Annotated in this window: 19 protein-coding genes; 14 read left to right on the forward strand and 5 right to left on the reverse strand. The window is 71.3% G+C overall.

The features are described 5' to 3' along the window. Window positions 1-3 precede the first annotated feature (3 nt). Window positions 4-2,496: a LuxR C-terminal-related transcriptional regulator gene (locus tag ACQPYE_RS23820; RefSeq protein ID WP_498714599.1), complete on the reverse strand. Its 2,493-nt coding sequence runs from the start codon at window positions 2,494-2,496 to the stop codon at window positions 4-6. A gap of 170 nt (window positions 2,497-2,666) precedes the next feature. On the opposite strand from ACQPYE_RS23820, the gene ACQPYE_RS23825 reads away from it, so the two are divergent. From ACQPYE_RS23825 to ispH, 5 genes are all read left to right on the forward strand, one after another. Beyond that, window positions 2,667-3,533, forward strand: coding sequence for an alpha/beta hydrolase family protein (locus ACQPYE_RS23825; protein ID WP_498714600.1), 867 nt, complete (start codon window positions 2,667-2,669; stop codon window positions 3,531-3,533). Window positions 3,534-3,966: 433 nt separating this feature from the next. Next, the gene (locus ACQPYE_RS23830; protein WP_498714601.1) at window positions 3,967-5,370 is read left to right on the forward strand and encodes a family 2B encapsulin nanocompartment shell protein; all 1,404 of its coding nucleotides are present in this window, start codon (window positions 3,967-3,969) and stop codon (window positions 5,368-5,370) included. A gap of 30 nt (window positions 5,371-5,400) precedes the next feature. Beyond that, window positions 5,401-6,810, forward strand: coding sequence for a family 2B encapsulin nanocompartment shell protein (locus ACQPYE_RS23835; protein WP_498714602.1), 1,410 nt, complete (start codon window positions 5,401-5,403; stop codon window positions 6,808-6,810). Between the two features lie 106 nt (window positions 6,811-6,916). Beyond that, window positions 6,917-7,957, forward strand: a complete 1,041-nt coding sequence (locus ACQPYE_RS23840; protein ID WP_498714603.1) for a family 2 encapsulin nanocompartment cargo protein polyprenyl transferase — start codon at window positions 6,917-6,919, stop codon at window positions 7,955-7,957. Between the two features lie 187 nt (window positions 7,958-8,144). Beyond that, window positions 8,145-9,083 carry a 4-hydroxy-3-methylbut-2-enyl diphosphate reductase gene (ispH, locus tag ACQPYE_RS23845; protein ID WP_498714604.1) on the forward strand — a complete coding sequence of 313 codons (939 nt, stop codon included), beginning with the start codon at window positions 8,145-8,147 and terminating at the stop codon, window positions 9,081-9,083. A 48-nt stretch (window positions 9,084-9,131) separates the two neighbouring features. Here ispH and ACQPYE_RS23850 read toward each other — a convergent pair whose 3' ends face one another. Further along, window positions 9,132-9,914 carry a class I SAM-dependent DNA methyltransferase gene (locus ACQPYE_RS23850; protein WP_498714605.1) on the reverse strand — a complete coding sequence of 261 codons (783 nt, stop codon included), beginning with the start codon at window positions 9,912-9,914 and terminating at the stop codon, window positions 9,132-9,134. 231 nt (window positions 9,915-10,145) lie between these two features. Between ACQPYE_RS23850 and ACQPYE_RS23855 the strand changes: the two genes are divergently transcribed. The 3 genes from ACQPYE_RS23855 to ACQPYE_RS23865 all read left to right on the forward strand — a co-directional run bounded on the left by ACQPYE_RS23855 (window position 10,146) and on the right by ACQPYE_RS23865 (window position 13,281). Continuing rightward, window positions 10,146-10,970 carry a transposase family protein gene (locus tag ACQPYE_RS23855; RefSeq protein ID WP_498714606.1) on the forward strand — a complete coding sequence of 275 codons (825 nt, stop codon included), beginning with the start codon at window positions 10,146-10,148 and terminating at the stop codon, window positions 10,968-10,970. 217 nt (window positions 10,971-11,187) lie between these two features. Next, window positions 11,188-12,168, forward strand: coding sequence for a trypsin-like serine peptidase (locus ACQPYE_RS23860; protein ID WP_498714607.1), 981 nt, complete (start codon window positions 11,188-11,190; stop codon window positions 12,166-12,168). A 768-nt stretch (window positions 12,169-12,936) separates the two neighbouring features. Next, window positions 12,937-13,281: a DUF742 domain-containing protein gene (locus ACQPYE_RS23865; RefSeq protein ID WP_498714608.1), complete on the forward strand. Its 345-nt coding sequence runs from the start codon at window positions 12,937-12,939 to the stop codon at window positions 13,279-13,281. Here the strand turns inward: ACQPYE_RS23865 and ACQPYE_RS23870 are convergent. The 3 genes from ACQPYE_RS23870 to ACQPYE_RS23880 all read right to left on the reverse strand — a co-directional run bounded on the left by ACQPYE_RS23870 (window position 13,234) and on the right by ACQPYE_RS23880 (window position 15,606). Continuing rightward, a complete protein-coding gene (locus ACQPYE_RS23870; RefSeq protein ID WP_498714609.1) occupies window positions 13,234-14,145 on the reverse strand; it encodes an NAD(P)-dependent oxidoreductase in 912 nt (303 codons plus the stop codon). The two genes, ACQPYE_RS23865 and ACQPYE_RS23870, sit on opposite strands and share 48 nt — an antisense overlap. Before the next feature lie 161 nt (window positions 14,146-14,306). After that, window positions 14,307-15,038 (reverse strand): anti-sigma factor family protein, encoded by a 732-nt coding sequence (locus tag ACQPYE_RS23875; protein WP_498714610.1) that lies wholly within the window; start codon window positions 15,036-15,038, stop codon window positions 14,307-14,309. 4 nt (window positions 15,039-15,042) lie between these two features. Further along, window positions 15,043-15,606: a sigma-70 family RNA polymerase sigma factor gene (locus ACQPYE_RS23880; RefSeq protein ID WP_498714611.1), complete on the reverse strand. Its 564-nt coding sequence runs from the start codon at window positions 15,604-15,606 to the stop codon at window positions 15,043-15,045. Between the two features lie 178 nt (window positions 15,607-15,784). On the opposite strand from ACQPYE_RS23880, the gene ACQPYE_RS23885 reads away from it, so the two are divergent. The 6 genes from ACQPYE_RS23885 (at window position 15,785) to ACQPYE_RS23910 (ending at window position 22,369) form a co-directional block, all read left to right on the forward strand. Continuing rightward, window positions 15,785-16,363 carry a hypothetical protein gene (locus ACQPYE_RS23885; RefSeq protein WP_498714612.1) on the forward strand — a complete coding sequence of 193 codons (579 nt, stop codon included), beginning with the start codon at window positions 15,785-15,787 and terminating at the stop codon, window positions 16,361-16,363. A 12-nt stretch (window positions 16,364-16,375) separates the two neighbouring features. Then, on the forward strand, window positions 16,376-17,128 hold the full coding sequence (locus ACQPYE_RS23890; protein WP_498714613.1) for a DUF4142 domain-containing protein: 753 nt from the start codon (window positions 16,376-16,378) through the stop codon (window positions 17,126-17,128). Window positions 17,129-17,322: 194 nt separating this feature from the next. Beyond that, window positions 17,323-18,162, forward strand: coding sequence for a ferredoxin (locus ACQPYE_RS23895; RefSeq protein WP_498714614.1), 840 nt, complete (start codon window positions 17,323-17,325; stop codon window positions 18,160-18,162). Next, a complete protein-coding gene (locus ACQPYE_RS23900; protein ID WP_498714615.1) occupies window positions 18,159-20,204 on the forward strand; it encodes an NAD(P)/FAD-dependent oxidoreductase in 2,046 nt (681 codons plus the stop codon). Before ACQPYE_RS23895 ends, ACQPYE_RS23900 begins: the two co-directional genes overlap by 4 nt. Before the next feature lie 72 nt (window positions 20,205-20,276). Next, on the forward strand, window positions 20,277-21,527 hold the full coding sequence (locus tag ACQPYE_RS23905) for a glycosyltransferase family protein (protein ID WP_498714616.1): 1,251 nt from the start codon (window positions 20,277-20,279) through the stop codon (window positions 21,525-21,527). Window positions 21,528-21,646: 119 nt separating this feature from the next. Further along, on the forward strand, window positions 21,647-22,369 hold the full coding sequence (locus ACQPYE_RS23910; RefSeq protein ID WP_498714617.1) for a D-Ala-D-Ala carboxypeptidase family metallohydrolase: 723 nt from the start codon (window positions 21,647-21,649) through the stop codon (window positions 22,367-22,369). Window positions 22,370-22,518: the final 149 nt, after the last annotated feature.

Consider the following 22,518-nt stretch of genomic DNA (forward strand, 5'->3'; position numbering starts at 1 on the left):
GCATCAGTCGAGCATCCGGGTGAGCTCGACGCGGGACCGCACCTCGAGCCTGGCGAAGATGTTGCGCAGGTGGTGCTCGACGGTGCGGTGGCTCAGGAACAGCCGCGCGGCGACCTCCCGGTTGGTCGCGCCCTCGGCGACCAGGCGGGCGATCTGCGCCTGCTGCGGGGTCAGGTCCGCGGTCGGGTCGACGTCGGAGCGGCCCGCGGCCCGGTTGGCGGCGCGGTCGGCGGTCCGGTCGGCCCGGGTCGGTCCGACCGCCTCGCCCGCCGCGCGCAGCTCGGCGCGGGCGCGCGCGACCCAGCGGTCGGCGTCGTAGCGCTGGAAGATCTTCATCGCGTCGCGCAGCAGGTCGCGCGCGGCGCGCGGCTTGCGGTCGCGGCGCAGCCGGTGGCCGTAGAACAGCTCGGTCTTGGCCAGTTCCATGGCGGTGCCGCTGGCCCGGTGCAGCCGGATCGCCTCGCGGAAGTGCTCCTCGGCGGGCGGGCCGTCGGCGAGCAGGCCGCGGCAGCGGTGCGACAGCGCGAGCCTGGCCGCGCTGCCCGTGGTGCCCGCCCACTTCTCGTACCGGCGCAGCGCCCGGTCCGCGGTGCCCGGCCGGCCGCAGCCGACGGCGGCCTCCACCACGTGCGGCGCGGCCATCACCTTGATGCCGGTGTGCACGCCGCCCGAGCCGGCGGCCATCAGCCGCAACCGGTCCAGCGCGTCGGCCGGCCGGTCGAGCACGAGGTCCACGCAGGCGAACGCCCACGCGCCGAACGTGCCGGAGCGGCCGAGCCCGCGTTCGGCGATCTGCTCGGCGGCGGCGTCGATGCGGTGCATCGCGGTGTCGGTGTCGCCGCGCAGGGCGGCGACCAGGGCGAGGATCGTGAGGTGGTCGACCACGGCGTTGTGCTGGCCGATGGCGGTGGCCGCGTGCACGCCCTCGAACGCGGCCGACAACGCCACCGAGTGCTGGTCCAGCAGCAACGCCGACAGCGCGCGGTAGACCAGCGCCCACGGCACGAGCGCGGTCAGGCCGTGCTCGTGCGCCGCGGTGACCGCGCTGGTCGCCAGCTCGTGCGCCCGGGACGCGTCGCCGAGGGTGTAGGCCGCCTGACCACCCCAGATCTTGGCCTGCGGGTGCGGCACCCGCTCGGCCAGCTCGATCACCGAGCGCAGCACGGGCAGGGCCTCCTCGTGCCGCCCGGCGAACGTGGCGGCCATGCCCGCGAGGTGGTCCAGGGTGATCCGGGTCCCGTCCGGCTCGTCGGGACGGCGCAGGCTCGCGGCGAACGCGGCGGTCTCGGCGTAGCGGGCGTGGTCGCCCGCGATGCTGGCCGCCTCGCCGGCGAAGCCCAGCGCGGTGATGGCCAGCGAGCGGTGCGTGCCGACGAGCTCGCCCGCCGCGTGCAGCAGCCGGCGCACCGCGACGTCCGGCAGGCCGTTGCCCAGGTCGATGCCGCCGCGCAGCAGCTCGGTGCGCGCGCGCAGCTCGCCGCTGTCGGTCAGCCGCGCGGCGGTGCGCAGCGCGACGCGGGCCCGGCGGGGCGCGCCGGACGCCCAGTGGTCGGTGGCGGCGGCGATCAGGTGGCGCGCCCTGGCGTCCGGGTCGGCGGCCAGCGCGGCGGCGCGGTCGTGGTCGCGGGCGGCGGCCGGGTAGTCGCCGCAGCGGCGGGCGCGGTTCGCGGAGGCTTCCAGCCGTTCGGCGAACGCGTCGCGCGCGCCGGGCACGCGGGCGGCCTCGTGCCAGGTGCGGCGCGGTCCCGGCGGCAGGTTCCCCGCCAGCGCCGCGTGCGCCGCGTAGCGCAGGGCCAGCGGTATCGCGGTGCGCAGCGTGGACCTGACCAGCGGGCCGCCGTCGAGCAGGGCGTTGGCCTCCTCGACCGCGTCCAGGTCGAGGTCGGGCATCCGGGCCAGGGCGTCGGCGTCGACCTCGTCGTCCACCACGCTCAACGCCGCCGCGAACCCGGCCTGCGGCGAGAGGGCGCGGAAGCGGGCGCTGAAGCGGGCCCGCAGCGAGCTGTCCTCGGGCAGCTCGTCCGGCGCGGGCGCGGTGCCGCCGAGCTGCTCGGAGGTCAGCGCGCGGGCCAGTTCGGCGAGCGCGAGCGGGTTGCCCCTGGCCAGGTCGGCGACGTCGTCCGCCAGCCCGGGCGCGAGACCGGGCCGCAGGTCGCGCAGCACGCGCAGGCTGTCGGCGTGGTCGAGCGGGTCGAGCCGCACCCACGGCAGCCCGAGCGGCTCGCCCTCCGTGGCGATCAGCACGGCCACCGGCTCGTCGGCGGCCTCGGCGGCCAGCTCCACGAGCCAGTCGACGTCCTCCAGCAGGTGGGCGTCGTCCACGCAGAGGAGCACCTGGCGGTCGGTCGTGACGGCGGACTCCCGGACGGCGGCCAGCATCGCCGTCTTGCCGGACCCCGGGCCGCCACGGAGCACCAGCGCCCCGCCGTGACCGGCGCGGGCGCGGGCGAGCAACGCGTCGACGGCGACGCGCTGCCGGTGACGTCCGCGCAGCATGCGGCCAGTCTGGCGGGAGGTCGGCGTCCGGCGGAAGAGCTGCGGCGGAAATTATCTACCAGTGTTAGTTTTCGGCTCGGGACCGGTGGTTGCACCGATGCGGAGCGCTCACCCTGTGGCGCAAGGTCATCGCTGACCGTAGTTCCCTGCCAAGCGAGGTGTACACCGACGTGCAACTCCGCAAACTGATCCCCGCGCTGATCCCGGCGCTGGCCCTGTCCCTGGTCGGCGTGACGCCGGCCAACGCCGCCGAGGAGGAGTTCCGGCGCGGTCCCGCGCCGAGCAACTCCAGCATCGAGGCGTCCCGCGGCCCGTTCGCCACGGCCTCCACCACGGTGTCCTCCTTGTCGGTCACCGGCTTCGGTGGCGGCACGATCTACTACCCGACCAGCACCTCCGAGGGCACCTTCGGCGCGATCGCCGTCTCCCCCGGCTACACCGGCACGCAGTCCACCATCTCGTGGTTGGGCCCGCGCATCGCGTCCCAGGGCTTCGTGGTGTTCACCATCGACACCAACTCCACGCTGGACCAGCCCGACAGCCGGGCGAGCCAGCTGCTGGCCGCGCTGGACTACCTGACCCAGCGCAGCACCATTCGCACCCGCATCGACGCGAGCCGGCTGGGCGTCATGGGCCACTCGATGGGCGGCGGTGGCACGATGCGCGCCGCCGAGCGGCGGCCCGCGCTCCAGGCGGCGATCCCGCTGACCGGGTGGCACACCGACAAGAGCTGGGGCAGCAACCAGGTGCCGACCCTCGTCGTCGGCGCCGAGAACGACTCGGTCGCGCCGGTGTCGTCGCACTCCATCCCGTTCTACACCTCGCTGCCCTCCACCCTGGACAAGGCGTACCTGGAGCTGAACGGCGCCAGCCACTTCGCGCCCAACAGCTCCAACACGACGATCGCGAAGTACAGCATCGCGTGGCTCAAGCGGTTCATCGACAACGACACCCGCTACGAGCAGTTCCTGTGCCCGTCCCCGGCCAACAGCTCGTTGATCTCGGACTACCGGGACACCTGTCCGCACTCGGTCTGATCGACCGACTCGCAGACCCGGGCGTGGCGTCGCGTTCCAGCGCGACGCCACGTCCGTTCCACAGATCGACTACGCGGTGCCGGCACCACGCCGGCATCGCGTTTTTTCGTGCCCGCTTATGGATGAACTTCGGTCCGCACATCTGCGAAACCACAGACCAGCCGTCTGCTTGACCCCTTGTCAACGGCACTTTCCGGTGAATATCACTACGCCAAACGATGCACCTATTCCCTCTCACCACGAATAAACCTCCAATGCACGCCAAGATCACCCGTTAATTACTTGCGAGGTGGACAACGTCCACAGTGAGTACGTGCAACAGGCCCGAATGACCCTCAGGGGGGTCGTCACATCGGCCGCTTCCCGTAGCGCATTCAGGCTCACTACGGTCGATGCGGACCAATGAACCAAATCCGATTGGCGGTGTGACGCGGTGACTGTGACCGATTCGGACTTGGACACCGAGCGACCACGCTTGAGCCTGGGCACGGCGGCGGCGCGGAACCTCGCGACCACGACCAAGTCCGTTCCCCAGATGCAGGGCATCACCTCCCGGTGGTTGCTGAAGCTCCTGCCCTGGGTGGAGGCGAAGGGTGGCGCCTTCCGGGTCAACCGCAGGCTCAGCTACGAGGTCGGCGACGGACGGCTGACGTTCACCAACATCGGCGCGGACGTGCGGGTCATCCCGCAGGAGCTGACCGAACTGGCGCTGCTGCGCGGCTACGAGGACGTCGAGGCCCTCACCGCGCTGGCCGACCGGTTCACCCAGCACGAGTACGAGCCGGGCTCGGTGATCGTGGAGGAGGGCCGGCCGCAGGACGCGGTCTACCTGATCGCGCACGGCAAGGTGAACAAGATCGGCCGGGGCGAGTACGGCGACCAGACCGTGCTCGGCGCGCTGGCCGGCGGCGAGTACTTCGGCGGCGACGTCCTCGCCGGACCGCAGGGCGAGTGGGACGTCACCATCAAGGCCGTCACGCCGGTGATCGTCCTGGTGCTGTCGTGGGAGGTGTTCGAGCAGCTCAACGGCGAGGCCGGCGGTCTGCGCGCGCACATCCAGCGGATGTTCGCGGCGGGCGGCAAGTCCAACGCCTACGGCGAGGCCGAGATCGACATCGCCTCGGGCCACGACGGCGAGCCCGACCTGCCCGGCACGTTCGTCGACTACGAGGTCTCGCCGCGCGAGCTCGAGCTGAGCGTCGCGCAGACCGTGCTGCGGGTGCACAGCCGCGTCGCCGACCTCTACAACCAGCCGATGGACCAGGTCGAGCAGCAGTTGCGGCTGACCATCGAGGCGCTGCGCGAGCGCCAGGAGCACGAGATGGTCAACAACCGCGACTTCGGCCTGCTCAGCAGCGCCGACCTCAAGCAGCGCATCCACACCCGCAGCGGACCGCCCACCCCCGACGACATGGACGACCTGCTGGCCACGGTGTGGAAGGAGCCGACGGCGTTCCTGGCGCACCCCAAGGTGATCGCCGCGTTCGGCCGCGAGTGCAGCAAGCGCGGCATCTACCCGTCGACCATCGACCTCAACGGCCACCACGTGCCCGCGTGGCGCGGCGTGCCCGTGCTGCCGTGCAACAAGATCCCGGTCACCAAGAACCGCACCAGCTCGATCATGCTGCTGCGCGCCGGCGAGCACAACCAGGGTGTCATCGGCCTGCACCAGACCGGCCTGCCCGACGAGTACCAGCCCGGGCTGAACGTCCGGTTCATGGGCATCAGCGAGAAGGCGATCATCTCCTACCTCGTCAGCGCCTACTACTCCACCGCGATCCTCGTGCCGGACGCGATCGGTGTGCTCGAACACGTGGAACTCGGCCGCGAAGACTGACCAGTCCCCCCGACCAGATAGGGCAGCCAAGTGACCGTGACAGACCCCGGCCTCGCACCCGAGGAGGCCGAGCAGCACCGGCACAGCCTGAGCACCGCCGCCGCGCGCAACCTGGCCAGCACCACCAAGTCCACCCCGCAGATGCAGGGCATCTCGCCGCGTTGGCTGCTGCGGAAGCTGCCCTGGGTGACCACCCAGGCAGGCACGTACCGGGTCAACCGCCGCCTCACCTACGCGCTCGGCGACGGGCGGGTGAGCTTCACCAGCACCGGCGCCGACATCCGGGTCATCCCGCAGGAGCTGCGGGAGCTGCCCGTGCTGCGCGACTTCCCGGACGACGACGTGCTGGTCGCGCTGGCCGACCGGTTCCGGCAGCGGGAGTTCCAGCCGGGCGAGGTCCTGGTCTCCTCCGGTGACCGGGCCGACGAGGTCTACCTCATCGCGCACGGCAAGGTGAACAAGATCGGGCAGGGCGAGTACGGCGACGCGACCGTGCTCGACTCGCTGGCCGACGGCGACCACTTCGGCGACGAGGTGCTGTACGGCGACGAGGTGGAGTGGGACTTCACCATCAAGGCGGTCACCCCGGTGATCGTGCTGGCGCTGCCGTGGCGGGCGGTGCGGGAGCTGAACGGGCAGGCCGACGCGCTGCGGGCGCACATCGACGGGTTCGCGCTCAACGCGGGCAAGCCGCAGAACAAGCACGGCGAGGCGGCGATCGAGATCGCCTCCGGCCACGAGGGTGAGCCGGACCTGCCGGCGACGTACGTGGACTACGAGCTGTCGCCGCGCGAGTACGAGCTGGAAGTGGCGCAGACCGTGCTGCGGGTGCACAGCCGCGTCGCCGACCTCTACAACCAGCCGATGAACCAGACCGAGCAGCAGTTGCGGCTGACCATCGAGGCGCTGCGCGAGCGCCAGGAGCACGAGATGCTCAACAACCGCCGGATCGGGCTGCTGCACAACGCCGACCTCAAGCAGCGCATCCACACCCGCTCGGGCCCGCCCACCCCGGACGACCTGGACGAGCTGGTGTCCCGGCGGCGCAAGACGGCGTTCATGCTGGCCCACCCGCGCGCGATCGCCGCGTTCGGCCGCGAGGCCAACAAGCGGGGCCTGTACCCGGGCACGGCCGACGTGGACGGCACGAAGGTGGTCACCTGGCGCGGTGTCCCGCTGCTGCCGTCGAACAAGATCCCGATCACGCCCCAGGGCACGACGTCGATCCTCGCCATGCGGATCGGCGAGAAGGACAACGGCGTGATCGGGCTGCACCAGCCGGGGATCCCGGACGAGGTGCAGCCGAGCCTGAACGCGCGGTTCATGGGCATCGACGAGAAGGCGATCGTGTCCTACCTGGTCAGCGCCTACTACTCGGTGGCCGTGCTGGTGCCCGACGCGCTCGGTGTGCTGGAGCACGTGGAGATCGGCCGGTCCTGACCGCGGCGTCGTGCACGACAGCCGGGCCGCCACGCCCGGCTGTCGCTCTCCCCTGCCCGTGCCTGCTCCGGTAGCCGGGCACATCCCCCGAACAGGAGTTGTGGCGATGACCGACCTGGACGTGAGCCTCGATCACCGGACCGCGCGCGAGGTGCTGGACTGGAGCAGGGCAGGCCTGGACCCCGCGTTGCGGGCGGCGGTCGACCGGCTGCCGGACTCGATGCGGGCCATCGCGGGCTACCACTTCGGGTGGTGGGACGAGCACGGCAGGCCGACCGGCGCGGACGCGGGCAAGGCGATCCGGCCCGCGCTCGTGCTGCTGGGCGCGCAGGCGGTGGGCGGCGCGGCGCACGCGGCGCTGCCGGCCGCGGTGGCGGTGGAGCTGACGCACAACTTCTCGCTGCTGCACGACGACGTGATGGACGGCGACAAGACCCGGCGGCACCGCCCGACGGCGTGGCGCGTGTTCGGCGTGAACCCGGCGATCCTGGCCGGCGACTCGTTGCTGACGCTGGCGCTGGACGTGCTGGCGGGCAGCGGTCACCCGAAGGCCCAGCAGTCGATCCGGGTGCTGTCGTCGGCGGTGCAGCGGCTGCTGGACGGGCAGAGCGCCGACCTCGCCTTCGAGGAGCGCGCCGACGTGCGGGTGGCGGAGTGCGTGCGGATGGCCGAGGGCAAGACCGGCGCGCTGCTGGGCGCGTCCTGCGCGTTGGGCGCGTTGTTCGGCGGCGGGCGGGTGGACCAGGTGGAGCACCTGCGGTCGTTCGGCGAACGGGTCGGGTTGGCGTTCCAGTTCGTCGACGACCTGCTCGGCATCTGGGGCGACTCGGAGGTGACCGGCAAGCCGGTGTACTCGGACCTGAGCAACCGCAAGAAGTCGTTGCCGGTGGTGGCGGCGCTGACCTCGGACACGCCCGCCGGCCGTGAGCTGCACGCGCTGTACCACGCCGAGCAGCCGCTCACCACGGCCGACCTGGCGCGGGCGGCGGAGCTGATCGAGGACTCGGGCGCGCGGGCGTGGAGCCAGGGCCGGGCGGACGAGCTGCTGGCCCAGGCGCGGGAGCACCTGCGTGCCGCCGATCCGTCCGAGCGCGCCGAGCGCGAACTGGACGCGCTGGCCCGCCTCGCCACCCGTCGCGACCACTGACACCACCACCCCGCCACCACACGCCGCCTCACCCGCCTCGCCACTCCCACTTCCCACCATCACCACCGCACGCCGCTTCACCTCACCCCACCTCGCCGCTCGCCCAGCCACCACCGGTGCCCCGCGTCGCCACCCGCCGCCTCACCGCCCGTCGCCACCACCGACACCCGCCTACCCAGGAGTGCTCATGGCCTTCCCCGTTGTGCTGCTGGCGTCGCCCCGGTCGTTCTGCGCCGGGGTGGAGCGGGCGATCGACATCGTCGACCGGCTCCTGGACCACCGGGGCGGGCCCATCCACGTGCGGAAGCAGATCGTGCACAACACCCACGTGGTGGCCGAGTTGGAGGCGCGTGGCGCGGTGTTCGTCGACGAGCTGGACGCGGTGCCCGACGGCGCGACCGTGGTGTTCTCCGCGCACGGCGTGTCGCCCGCCGTGCGCGACGAGGCCGCGCGGCGCGGGTTAACCGTCATCGACGCGACGTGCCCGTTGGTGACCAAGGTGCACGCGGAGGCGAAGCGGTACGCCGCGCGCGGCGACACGGTCGTGCTGATCGGGCACGCCGGGCACGAGGAGGTCGAGGGCACGCTCGGCGAGGCGCCCACGCGGACCGTGCTGGTGGAGACGGTCGCGGACGTGGCGGCGCTGGAGGTGCCCGACCCGACCAGGGTCTCCTACCTGACCCAGACGACGCTCGCGATGGACGAGACGGCCGAGGTGCTGGCCGCGTTGCGGGAGAAGTTCCCGGCGCTGCGCGGTCCTTCGTCGGCGGACATCTGCTACGCCACCACCAACCGGCAGGACGCGGTGCGCGAGATCGCGCAGGAGGCCGACCTGGTGCTCGTGGTGGGGTCGCGGAACTCGTCGAACTCGGTGCGGCTGGTGGAGACCGCTCGGCGGATGGGCACGCCCGCGCACCTGATCGACGACGCCTCCGACATCCGGGAGGACTGGCTGGACGGCGCGCGGGTGGTCGGGGTGACCGCGGGCGCGTCCGCGCCGCCGAGGCTGGTGGGCGAGGTGGTCGAGGCGTTGGGCGCGCGGGACGTCCAGGTGCGGGAGACGGCACGGGAGACGATCCAGTTCACCCTGCCCTCGGCGGTGCGCGGGCTCCCCGGCCGGTCCTGAGCGGACCGGCGCGCCGGTCACGGAGATCGACCGGCCGCGACCCGCCTCCTAGCGCGGGCTCGGGTCCAGCTCCCAGGTCGACACGTGCTTGGTGCTCTCGGCCGTGAACTCCGAGCGGTCCCAGTCCGCCCAGCGGTGCTTCAGGCGCAGCCCGGCGATGCGCGCCATGAGGTCCATCTCGGCCGGCCAGGCGTACCGGAAGGGGATGCGGCGGAACGTCCCCGTCCCGTCCGGTGACACGGTGACGTGGTTCGACGTGAACTCCTGCGTGACGACGTCGTACCGGTCGAACCCGACGTAGCCGCCGCCGGCGCCACCCGGCGCCACCGCGAACGGCACGGTGTCCTGCCCGGGCGGCAGGCGACGCAGGTCCGGCACGCCCACCTCCACGAGGAACAACCCGCCCGGCCGCAGGTGCGCCGCCGCGTTGCGGAAGACGTCGACCTGCCCGTCCTGGGTGGTCACGTTGCCGATCGTGTTGAACACCAGGTAGACCAGCGAGAACCGACCGGCCACCCGCGTCGACGTCATGTCGCCGATCGTCACCTCGACCGCGTCGCCACCCGGCTTGCCCGCGATCCGCGCCGCCATCGCCCGGCTCAGCTCGATGCCGCTCACCGGCACACCGCGAGCGGCCAGCGGCGCGGCGATCCGCCCGGTCCCGACGGCGAACTCGAGCACCGGGCCGTCGGCCAGGTCTTCGAGGACGTCCACCGCCGGCGTCACCACCTCGGGCGCGCTCGCGCCACCCGGCGCGTCGTAGCCCGCGGCCACGCTCTCGGGGAACCAGCCATCCGCCGGGTCATCGCCCGCACCGACCTCATCCGTCACGGTCGCCGACGCTACGCCCGCGATCATCCGCTCCCCCACCCATTTTCGGCGACGGCACGATCGCGCAGTGAACCCAGCCGGCCTGAACGGGCAGAGTGAGGCTTTCCGGGTAACGGTTCGCGACGCTCTGTGATCTTGAGGTACGCCGGGCCGGGCACATGTAAAGGTGCGCGGGACTCCTGCTACGAAGTGGTCCTCTCACAGATCAACTTCACAGGGGTCCCGCGCTCGATGAGTGTCACATACACCGCTGTCCTGGACGTATCCGAGGACACCGTTCTGTTCCTGTCCGCGCTTCTGCATGCCGAACGCGAACGGCGGGGTACGCGCAAGGGCATGCGCGCGTTGGGGACCTACAAGCAGGCCGTGCTGGTGCTGCGCTGGTTCCTGGACGACACCCGGATGTCGGCTCTGGCCAGGGACAACGACATCTCCGTGTCCACGGTGTACGAGTACCGGGACGAGGGCGTCGCGGTGCTGGCTGCGCGCGGGCCGTCCCTGCACGGGGCGCTGTTGGCGGCCAGGACGGCCGGGTATTCGCACGTGATCGTGGACGGCACGCTGATGCACACCGACCGGATCTCCACACCCGGCCCGACCGCGGGGGTGGACCTGTGGTGGAGCGGCAAACACCGGCGGCACGGCGGGAACATCCAGGTCGTCTCCGCTCCGGACGGATGGCCCCTGTGGACCTCCGACGTGCGGCCGGGTCGGGAGCACGACATGAGCGCCGCACGTGCCGATCCGGAGTTGACGGCCCGGCTCGCCGACTGGGTCGGCGACGGCGCCCTCGCCCTGGCCGACCTGGGATACGAGGGCGAGTCCGGCCTGTTCAGGACCCCGGTCAAGAAGCCCGCGGACGCGACGTTGACCGCGGACCAGCAGGCGTACAACGCGGTCCACGGTGCCCTGCGTTGCCTGGGCGAACGCGCCAACTCGCTGCTCAAGACCACCTACAAGGCCCTGCGCCACTATCGCGGCTGCCCCTGGCGGCTGGGCGACATCGTCGGGGCGGCGCTTGTCCTGCTGCACCACGAGAATCACCGGACCACGTGACCAACCGCAGTTGATCACGCAATGCCACACATGGTTACCCGGAAAGGCTCAGTGCGCGGCACGACCTTGTGATCATTACCCGGGTGCGACAGGCTCGCTGCCTCAAGAGCGAGAGGGAGCCGCCGGGTATTCGCCATCGTGAAATCCCATCGAATTCCGGGTGTGGCGGCCGGCGCGGAACGCCACCTTCTCGAGGCTTTCACCACGGGGAGGAATTGTGCGGGCACTTCACAGGTTCGGTGTCGTCCTCGCCGGGTGCGTGGCGGGGATCGGCATGATGGCCGGTCCGGTTGTCGCGCAACCGGTGGACCAGTCGGTGGACGCCGCACCGGCCGCGGGCAACACCGGTTCGACGATCACCTCGGCCGAGGGGCTGAGCGCGGAAGAATATTGGACGCCGGCGCGCATGGCCGCGGCCATCACCGCCGGACCGTCCCCGGTCACCGCCGGCAGCACGGCGGAACGACGTGGACCGAGGCCGGGGCCGAGGGGAAGGGTCGACGGCGCGTTACCGACGGTGGTGAGCCCGAAGGCGGACATCCACACCATGTCCGGCCGGGTGTTCTTCGTCGACGACCGCGGCGGGGACCACTCCTGCTCGGGCAGCACGGTCAACAGCGGCGGCAAGCGCCTGGTGTTCACCGCGGGCCACTGCGTGCACGGCGGTGGCGGCGGTCGCGGCTGGTTCGACGTCAACCGCTGGGTGTTCGTGCCCGAGTACCACGGCGGCTCGCCGTTCGGCACGTGGCACGCCTACCAGTTGTGGGCCAAGACCGGGTGGATCGACACCGCGAACCGCGCGTTCGACGTGGCCGCGGTGGTCATGCAGCCCAAGGACGGCGTGCGGATCGTGGACGCCGTCGGCGGGCAGGGAATCCAGTGGGGACACGGCTACGGCCACCAGGTCCACATGTTCGGCTACCCGGCCGACCCGCCGTTCGACGGCAGCGGTCTCTACTACTGCTCGGGCACCACGTGGAACGAGAGCGGATTCCCGACCTTGGGCTGCACCATGACCGGTGGCGCGAGCGGTGGCCCGTGGCTCGATCACTACGGCGAGACGTTCTGGGCCTATCTCGACGGTGTGAACAGCTGGATGTTCTGGAACCCGGACCCGACGCACGTCTACAAGTGGCAGAGTCCTTATTTCAGCTACGACACCGCCGGGAGCTTGTTCGACGCGGTGAAGGACATGTAGCGGGCCGTGTGATGCGACGACGACAACGGGCAGTCATCCTCCTGACTGCGGCAGCGGCGGTGACGGCGGCGGCCGTGGCCCTGATCTGGCTCGGCGTCCCGCCGTCCCGCTCCCACGACGTTCCCGGCCCGGGTTCGTGCGACGCGCCCTCCGGTCAAGCCTCCGGCCCCGTCGCCGGCACACCGGGACCCGACGACGAGCACTGGGACCCCGCACGGATGAGCAGTGCGCCGGGGGCTTTGATCCCGGGAAACACGGGGGCCTGCCGTTGACGACCTCCCGCCTTCCCGACATTTCGATTTCGCCCGGCCCGGAGCTCCAACATCAAACCTTGGTCAACAACCGTTGTGAGAGCGCTCCACCCTCACTACGTTCGGTTTTGGCCACAAGCCGCTCGGTGGTGAGCTCATCGCCAGGACACCACAAACCCCCCATGTGTTCTGCGAGGTAAGCGTGATCGCGAATCCCACACCCATCGGGTAGAACCCCGGCGGACGCCTGGGACGACCAGTCCCAGGCGATCCGAAGCCGAACGGCCGGCGAACGGACGGTGAAGAAGACCGATCATCCGATGCCTGCGCACCGGCCGCGCACCACGCCGGACACCCCCCGAAAGCGACCGGGCACGGACCGTCGCGGCGATGCGCAAAACCTCCCACATGCCGGGAAAACCGAGACAGGAGCGGTGATCACTCGTAGGGTCTAGCGGCGTCAGCGACCCTGACCCGTGCACGACCATGATCACTTCGACGGCTTTGAGGAGCTGGTGTGTCGACCCTCCGGGTGCGCCCCTACACCAGAACCGGCGGGCGCACGCGCTCCGCGACCACGTTGGCCATCGAGACCATCGTGACGACGAACGAAAAAGCGGAAAGAGACGCCCTCACGTCGACCGCGGAACACCGCGTCATCAGCGACCTGTGCCGCAACCCGCATTCCGTCGCGGAAGTCGCGGCGACTTTGCGGTTGCCGCTCGGCGTGGTCCGGGTTTTGTTGGCGGACATGTCCGACATGAGTCTGATCAACGTGCACGAAGATCAGGCGATCGACGCCAAGGGCCGGCCGTCACTGGAGTTGATGGAACGCGTCCTCATGGGGTTGCGCCGAATCTGAGCGTTCCCGCAAAGCGTGCACGACGGCGGCCACGTCCTCTTTGCCGTGCCCCAGTTCCACCGTGCGGCCCATCAGGGTCAGGCACTCGTCCATCAGCGGCGAGGCGACCCCGGCGGCACGGGCGGCGGCGGTGATCAGCCGGGTGTTGGTGAAGACGTCGCCGGCGGCGGCCTGCGCGTCGAAGTCCTCGGCGAGGAGCTTCGCGGTCTTCGCGCGGGACACCTTGCTGGCCATCGGGCCCTTGTCCAGCACCTCGACCAGCGTGCCGAGGTTGAGCTCGTGCCGCTCGGCGAAGTGGAACGCCTCGACGAGGCCGGTGGTCATGGTGATCAGGAACAGGTTCACGGACAGCTTCATCAGCAGCGCGTTGGGCGTGGGGCCGCAGGTCACGGACTCCGCGCACATCGGCGCGATCACCTCGCGGACCCGTGCCACGGGGTCCTGGTCGCCGGCGAGCATGGCGACGAGTTCGCCCGCCTCGGCCGGGCCCCGCGAGCCGGAGACGGGCGCTTCGACGTAGTCGCCGCCGGCGGCGCGGATGTCGGCCCCGAGCGCGTGCGAGTAGCCGGGCGAGGTCGTGCCCATGTGCACGACCGTGCGGCCGACGACGTGGTCGGCGAACCGGTCCGTGCCGCGGTCGAGGACCGCGTCGATCGCGTCCTCGTTGGCGAGCATGAGGATCACGACCTCGGCGGCGGCGAAGACCTCGGCCGGTGTCGCGACGACCCGTGCGCCCGCGTCCCGCAGCGGTTCCGCCCGGTGCGGCGAGCGGTTCCACACCACGAGCGGCCGGCCGGACCGGGCCAGGTTGAGCGCCATCGGCTGCCCCATGATGCCGAGACCGACGAATCCGACCTCCACCACAACCTCCTCGCACGACGGCACGGCGCCGCCTCCCTGGAGGGAGTGAACGCCGTGCCGGTGGTGCCGGTCTTGAACGGTGGTGCGCTCGGCGCGTCCTGAGCGTTCAACTCGGGTGTCCCGAACGTAGGACACGGGTGTTCCGAGCGTAGGACTCGCGAGGGTCAGGAGGTGGGGAGGCGGACCAGGGGGGTGCCTTCCTTCGCGTCCCGCACGACGAACTCCACGATGTCGTGCCAGCGCAGGCCGACGGAGGCCTGCACCGTCACCGGGTCCTTGGCCGGGCCCGAGGCCGTCACCAGCCAGGAGCCGATGACCATCGCCTCACCCGTGCGCGACTTCGCCACCAGCTCGCACCGGGTGGGGCCCTTCGCGCCCTTCACCTCGACCTGCACCGACGTGCCCCACGGCTCGGGGCTGGCCGAGAGCCGGGCGAACACGCCGGTCGTGGGATCGGTGCGGGTGATGGTGCCGGACGGATCCGGGGCGCCCTTCGCCACGTTGGACTGCGCCGGCACCGACGGCGTGGCAGAGGTGGCGACCGGGTCGGACGGTGCGGCGACGTAGACCGACACCACCGCGGTCAGCACGACCAGCAACGTCGCGGCGGCGGCGGCCAGCAGCGCGACGTTGCGGCGCTTGCGCGCCCTGACTTCCGAGACCGAGTCGAGCATCGCGCGCACCGAACGGCCGTCGGGCCGCTCCCCCGCGTTGGCGCGCAGCATGCCGTTGGCGTCGGCCTCGTCGAGCAGATCGGGCAGTTCGGCGAAATCACGCAGGTCGAGCGCACATCGACGGCACTGGGCGAGGTGGTTCTCGAACGCGTCGACCTCGTCCTCGTCGAGGACGCCGAGGACGTACGCCGCCACGTCGACGTGGAACGGCTGCGAAGTCACCTGTTCAGCCCCGATCCTGCAACGCTCGCCGCAGGGCGCGGAGCGCGTAGTACACCCTGGACTTCACCGTGCCGGGCGGTACCCCGAGCACCGCTGCGGCTTCCCCGACCGTCCGATCCCTTAAGTACGTCTCGAGAATAGCCTCCCGGTGTTCCTCCGTCAGTCCGTTCATCGCTTCGGCTACGACTATGGCCGCCAGCGTGCGGTCCGCTTCATCCCGCTGCGGGGCCTCGTCGGACGGCGTCAACTCCGACTCCTGCGGTCGGACGCTCCGCTTGCGACGGTCGTCGATGACCAGCCGCCGGGCGACGGTGAACAGCCAGGAGCGCAGCAGGACGGGGTCCCGCTCCAGCTTCTCGGCGTTGCGCCACGCCCGCACGAGCGTCTCCTGGACGATGTCCTCTGCCCACTGCCGGTCGCTGCCGGTCAGCCTCATGGCATGCCCGAGCAGCGCGCTGCCGAACTCCTGGTAGAGCCTGCGGATCAGCTCGTCTTCCAGACTCAAGTCCGGCCAAGTGTGATCTCTTTGGGGGGAAGTGCTGCGTCTGTGCCGCGCCACGCCGAGCATCCAAGCGCGCCGAGGGCCGCCACGTCGAGGGTTTGGTCGCAAAAAAAGTCGTTGATTTGTTCGTGAACCGTCATCCCATCGTGTCCGTACTCCACGGTATCCGCTTCAAAGGCCCGGACCCGGTCCACCGGTCCGCTAGGCCTTTCGGCGGACCCGCCGGCAGGAGAAAGGACCAACGATGCGAAGTCGACGTACCCGGAGGACGTTGCTGCCGGTTCCGGCAGCCGCGGTGTTGTTGCTGGTCAGCGCCTGTGGAGCGACCGGTCTCGGCAACGCCGCGGGCCAGGACGCCGCAGCGGGCGCCGGTTCCGGTTCGACGACTCTCCAACAGCAGCCGGAATTCGGCAAGGAGCCGCACCAGATGCTCTCGGCGACCGAGTCGAAGCAGGTGGGGTGGTTCGTCTCGGACGCCGGCGGCTTCGCGCTGTACCGCTTCGAGAAGGACACCGCGAAACCGTCGAAGTCCAATTGCGACGCCGAGTGCCTGAAGGCGTGGCCGCCCGTGCTGGTCAGCGACCACACCATGACCTCCGGCGTCGACCCGACCCTGGTCGGCTCGGTCGCACGTGCGGACGGCAAGAAGCAGGTCACGCTGGCCGGCTGGCCGCTGTACCGGTACGCGGGTGACAAGAAGGCGGGCGACCTGACCGGGCAGGGCAGGGGCGGCACGTGGTTCGCGGTGACGCCCGAGGGCAAGAAGGCGCAGGCCAACGACGGCGCGGCGCCCGGCCAACCGTCCACCGGCGACGGCTACTAGGGCGAGAAGACCATGTCAGCCAAGCGTTTCGCGGCGGTCGCGCTGGCCCTGCACCTGCTGTTGCTGCCCGTGCTGCCCGGTGTCGCGCACGCCGACGACCCGCCGGGGGCCGGGCCGGTGGAGCAGACGCCGCTGGGCCCGATCACCGCGCTGGACAAGGAGTTGCTGGTCAAGGTGCGGCTGGCGGGCCTGTGGGAGATGCCCATGGGCGAGGAGGCGCAGACCCGCGCGGCCGGCGTCCGGGTCAAGGAAGTCGGCGCGCAGCTGGCGAGCGATCACGCGTTCCTCGACGAGCGGGTGGTGCGGCTGGCGTCCCAGATGGGCGTCGCGCTGCCGGACGAGGCCAACGCCGACCAGCAGTCGTGGATGGCGGAGATGCGCGCGCGCACCGGCGCGGCGTTCGACGACTCGTTCGCCAACCGGCTGCGCGCCGCGCACGGCTCGATCTTCCCGGCCATCGCCACCGTGCGGGCGACCACCCGCAACGAGGCGATCCGGCAGTTCGCCCAGGTGTGCAACCAGATCGTGCTCAAGCACATGACCTTGTTGGAGAGCACCAACGTGGTCACCGACATGGGCCTGTCCAAACCCGTGGCCGCCGGCGCCGCGCCCGGGAACGCCGTGGGCACCGACCCGGTGCGGGCCGCGGCGCAGCTGCCGGCGGGCGGCCCGAGCCCCCTTTCCGTGCTCCTCATGTGCCTGGTGGGCGCGGTGGTGACGATCGCGATCCTGCGCCTGCTGCGGCCACGCGACAACGTCAAGTGAAAGGAGGTGGTGAACCGGGATCAAGACCACACCGAGCCTCCCCTCGCGGAGGACTTCCACCCTCGAACCCGCCCGGCAGGCCGTGACCACTCCTGCGCGGCCGGCCGGGCGGGTCGACCCGGACGGGGCCGGCCGCGGTCCGGCCCACTCCCACCGCCTGCGAGTTCTCTCCCGCCATCTCGGAGGTAAGACCAGTGCTCACCCAGGTTCCGCTGCTGATCGCCCAGGCGACCGGCGGCGACCACGACGCCGGAGTGCGCCACGTGGCGCAGATCTCGGCCCGCCTGGCCTACGCGTCGATGTGCGCCACCCTGTGCTGGGGCGTGCTGATCGCCACGGGCTGGGCCAACAAGATCTCCGGCAGACAGGGGTTGCGCAACAGCCACATGGTGCTGGCCACCATGGCCCTGACGTTCGGGTCGCTGCACGCGATGGCGTTCACCCTGTTGCAGCTCGGCGCTTTCTCGTACTTGAAGGTCCTCGTGCCGTTCTACGACGGCGGCCTGTTCCGGCACGCCCTCGGCATCCTCGGCCTGGAGATCATGCTGACCATCGCGATCACCGCGGGGCTGCGCAAGAAGGTCTACTACCGCAAGTGGCTGCGGCTGCACCAGCTGGCCTACCTCGCGGTCGCGGTCACCGTGGTCCACTCCTGGTTCGGCGCGGTCGCGAACGGAAACCTGGCCGTGCTGTGGTTGGCCGGCCTGACGATCCTGGTGCCCACGGCGACCATGGCCGTCGCCCGCTTCCTGCCGCCGCACTGGCTGGTGAAGCTGGGGATGCTGGAGCCGGAGCCCGGTTTCGAGCCCGAGCCGGACGGCGCGGGCGGCAGCGCGTTGGACATCAGCGTCGACAACGAGCGCTGCCACCGCTACGGCATCTGCCAGGCCGAGGCTCCGGGGCTGTTCCAGCTGGTCGACGACGAGCGCCTGCGGTACGAGCGCAGGCCACCACCCGAGCAGTTCGCGAAGGCGCGGGCCGCCGCGCGCGCTTGTCCGATGCGCGCGATCGAGCTGCGGGAGCGTGTGCGGTGAAGAACGAGGAACGCGTGGTCATCGCGGGCGGCGGGTTGGCCGGTCTGCGCGCGGGCGAGCGGTTGCGGGAGCTCGGCTTCCGCGGCGAGATCGCCATCGTGAGCGCGGAGCGGCACCTGCCCTACCACCGGCCCGCGCTGTCGAAGGAAGCGATCAACGGCGAGCTGATCGCGTCCGACCTGCGGCTGACCATCAGCCGCGAGCTGAACGCGGTGTGGCGGCTCGGCACCGCGGCCACGCACCTGGAGCCCGATCGGCGCGTGGTGGGCCTGCCCGGCGGCGAGGAGCTGAAGTACGACGGGCTGATCATCGCGACCGGTGTCGAGCCGCGCCACCTGGCGGGCGCGCCGCGCCAGGACCCGCGCATCCACGTGCTGCGGACCGTGGACGACGCGATCGCGATCAAGCAGGCGATCAACTCGACGCAGGGGCTGATCGTGGTCGTCGGCGGTGGCCTCATCGGCTGCGAGATGGCCGCGTCGGTGAAGACGATGGGCCGGGACGTGGCCATCGTGAGCCGGTCGTCCACGCTGCTCGGCAGCGCGGTCGGCAAGAACATCGCCGACACGGTCACCGAGGCGCACCGGGTGCGCGGTGTCCGGATGGCGATGGGCGTGAAGATCCGGCACTGGGTGCGCCAGGCGGGCGGGGTGGCGATCCACCTCTCCGACGGGCAGGTGTTCTTCGCCGCGGTCGTGGTGATCGCGGTGGGCGCCTCGCCGTCGACCGCCTGGCTGCGCGGGTCGGGTCTGGTGCTGGAGGACGGTGTGCTGTGCGACCCCACGTGCCACGTGGTCGGCGGGTCCGACATCGTGGCCGCGGGTGACGTCGCACGGTGGCCGAACCTCCGGTTCGGAGGGCAACCGCGTCGGGTGGAGCACTGGCTCAACGCGGTGGAGATGGGGCGGGCGGCCGCGGAGAACCTGTTGGCGGGCAGGGACAGTTCGCGGCCGTTCACCCCTGTCCCCCGGTTCTGGACCGAGCAGTACGGCATGCGCATCCAGGGGTCGGGCCTGCCCTCGATGGGCAAGGATACGACGACGTTGGCGGGTTCGCAGAAGGACCACCGGACCATCACCGGGTTCGTCGCCGACGGGCGCCTGGTCGGGATGGTCGGGTTGGACGCGCCGACGGCGATGATCAAGCTGTCGACGGAGCTGTGGCGGCAGAACCGGGTGACCGCGAGCGGTCCCCAGCGCCGCCCGCCGCAACAGGCACCCCAGCCGGAGCCCATGCCCCGGACCACCTCGCAGAACACCTCGCAGAGCGCGCCCCAGGACGCGCTCCCGAACGCGCTCCGAAGCCTGCCGCAGAACGTGTCGCGGCCCGCGCCACCGCCGGTGCCACCGAGGGAGCTGCCGGTGGCCGGACCGATGGCGTCACCGGTCCGGTACGAAGAATCGGTCCGGTTCGAAGCGCCGCGCACCGAATCGGTCCGGTTCGAGGCATCGCGCACCGAGTCGGTCAGATTCGAAGCGCTGCACTCGGAATCGCTGCCTCTCGATGCGCTTCGGGCCAGACCGGAGCGGGCCAGATCGGAGTGGACCAGGGCGGAGCGGCCCAAGCCGACGCGGTCCGAGCAGTCGATGCGGTTCGAGGCCGTGCGCACCGAGGCGTTGCGGCTCGAGAACGCCTTGCTCCAAGAGGCGGTCCGGTCCGAGGCCGCGCGCACCGGCTCGGCACGCGCGGAATCAGCACGCGCTGAATCAGCACGATCGGAAGCGCTGCGATTGGAAGCGCTGCGGTCCGAATCGGCACGATCGGAGGCGCTGCGATCGGAGGCGCTGCGGTCCGAATCAGCGCGGGCTGACTCAATGCGGGCTGGATCGGTGGGATTGGAAGCGCTGCGATCAGAATCGGTGCGCTCCGAGTCCGGACCGGCCCGCACGCAGTTCTCGGACCCGGTCGAGCTGGCCAGGGTGCCGCGCCGGCAGCAGGAGTCCCAGCCGTTGCCCTTACCGCCCTCGCACGCCCCGGTCGTGCGGTCGCGCGGGCAGGGTCGGTCGCTGGCCCGCACCGGACCGAAGGCCAGACCCCGTTGATCCGTTACCTCGACGCCGTGTCCCCGTAACCCCGGCCGCCAAGCATTCCATCCCATGGCGCATCGGAGTCGAGTGACCGTCGTCGGCATACCCGCCCGCGACGAGGCGCGCACGGTCGGCGCGGTGGCCCTGGCCGCCGACGCCGGCCTCCGCCTCGCGTGCCCGGACGGCACGAACGTCGTGGTGCTGGCCGAGAACGGCAGCACTGACGACACCGTGCGGCGGTTCACCGGCACACCCCTGCACGCGCGGAAGGTCGTCGAGAGCTCCGGCGGCGAGGGCACCGGCAAGGGCACGAACGTGTTCGCGATCATGGACCGGGCCCTGGACCTGGACGCGGACCGGGTGCTGCTGCTCGACGCCGACGTGCGGTCCGCCGAACCCCGGTGGGTCCCGGCGCTGGCCGACGCGGTGGACGGCGACGAGCCGATCCTGGCCGTGCCCTCCTACCGGCGCGACCGGTACGAGGCCAACACCACGAACCACCTGGCCAGTCCGCTGCTGGCGGCGGTGTTCGGCGTGCACGTGCAGCAGCCGATCGGCGGCGAGTTCGCGTTCAACCGCGCCTTCCTGGCGCGCTCCCGCACCTGGCCGCGGCCCGACAGCGCGCACCTCTACGGGATCGACGTGTGGCTGACCGCGAACGCGCTGCGCGAGCGCCTGCGGGTGGTCGAGGTGCCGTTGGGGCGCAAGCTGCACAACTCGCCGTTCCCGAAGATCCTGCGGTTGCCCCAGCAGGTGCTGGACTCGCTGTTCCACGTCGTGCTGCGGACCGGCGGTGTGCGGTCGGCCGGCTTCGCGGCCCCGAAGGCACGTGCGGCGGTGGACGGGGTCGCGGTGCGGCAGGATCCGGTGGTGGTGGCGAGGGTGTCCGGAGCGGTCGCGCGGTACTTGGCGGCGCACCGGGACGAGGTGCGGGCGCTGTTCCCGTCGGCGGGTTCGGCGCCGTCCGCGCCGTGGGGCCTGCGGGTGACCGCGGAGGACTGGCCGGAGGTGTTGGCGGACGGCTTGGCGGCGGTGGCGGCGGGCCGGTTCGAGTCGGCGCGGGACCACCTGGTCGCGTTGTACGTGAACCGGGTGCTGACGTTCTGGGACGAGATCGACGGGTTGCGCGACGAGGAGGTCGACGGGTTGCTCGACCGGCAGGCGGTGTGGACCGTACGGGCGGTGCGGCGCAGGCGGATCGCGTTCGGCGGCGCGAGCGGCACGAGTGGCGCGGGCGGCATGAGCACCATGAGCGGCACGACTGGACCGGACCGCTTCGACGTGCGGCACTGGGCCGGGTTCAACGACCTCCCACCCCCGCGGCCGGTGCCCGCGTGACCAGTTGTTCACAAACTGTTCCTGTGGTGTGAAATATTCAGACATCAGGGACAGATTGACGCAAGTTTACCTCTCCGACAGGCTCCAGACCCGTCACCCAACCCGGTCTGGAGGTCCCTGTGCTCCGACTTGTTTCCTACCTGGCGTCGTTGGCGCTCGTCGCCGTGGTTCTCGTCGCCGGTGGCGGCACGGCGCAAGCCGATGGCTGCTACACGTGGAACCGAACCCTCTCCCAGGGCGCGTCCGGTGAGGACGTGCGGCAGCTGCAGATCCGGCTGTCCGGCTACCCCGGCTACGGCGCCGTGCTCGGCCTCGACGGCCAGTTCGGTCCGGCGACGAGGTCCGCTCTCGTGCGCTTCCAGCAGGCGTACGGCCTGGGAGCGGACGGGGTGGCGGGTAGCGCGACCTACTCGCGGCTCTACGCGCTCCAGGACGACGACTGCACGCCGGTCAACTTCTCCTACGCGGAGTTGAACAACTGCAACTCCACCTGGGCGGGCGGCAACGTCTCGGCGGCCACGGCGAAGGCCAACGCGCTGGTGTCGATGTGGAAGCTGCAGGCGCTGCGGCACGCGCTCGGCGACCAGTCGATCCGGGTCACCAGTGGTTTCCGCAGCGTCTCGTGCAACAACGCGGTCGGCGGCGCGTCCGACTCCCGGCACCTGTACGGCGACGCGGTCGACCTCGGTTCGGGCCCGCACTCCCTGTGCCGCCTGGCGCAGCAGGCCCGCAACCACGGCTTCAACGGCATCCTCGGCCCGGGCTACCCGGGTCACGGCGACCACACCCACGTCGACCACCGGGGCAGCCGCTTCTGGTCGGCCTCGTCCTGCGGCATCTGACCGATCCGCCAGGACACCACCCCGGCCACGCGCGGGTCCACCCCCCGACCCGCGCTCGCCGATCCCGGATCCCGCGGTAACCACCCCTTCACCGGCGGGATCCGCTGAAGGACCGCGGGCCGCGAACGGGCCTCCACAACCCGTTCGCG

Source organism: Actinosynnema sp. CA-299493 (genome assembly GCF_050946825.1).
GTDB lineage: Bacteria > Actinomycetota > Actinomycetes > Mycobacteriales > Pseudonocardiaceae > Actinosynnema.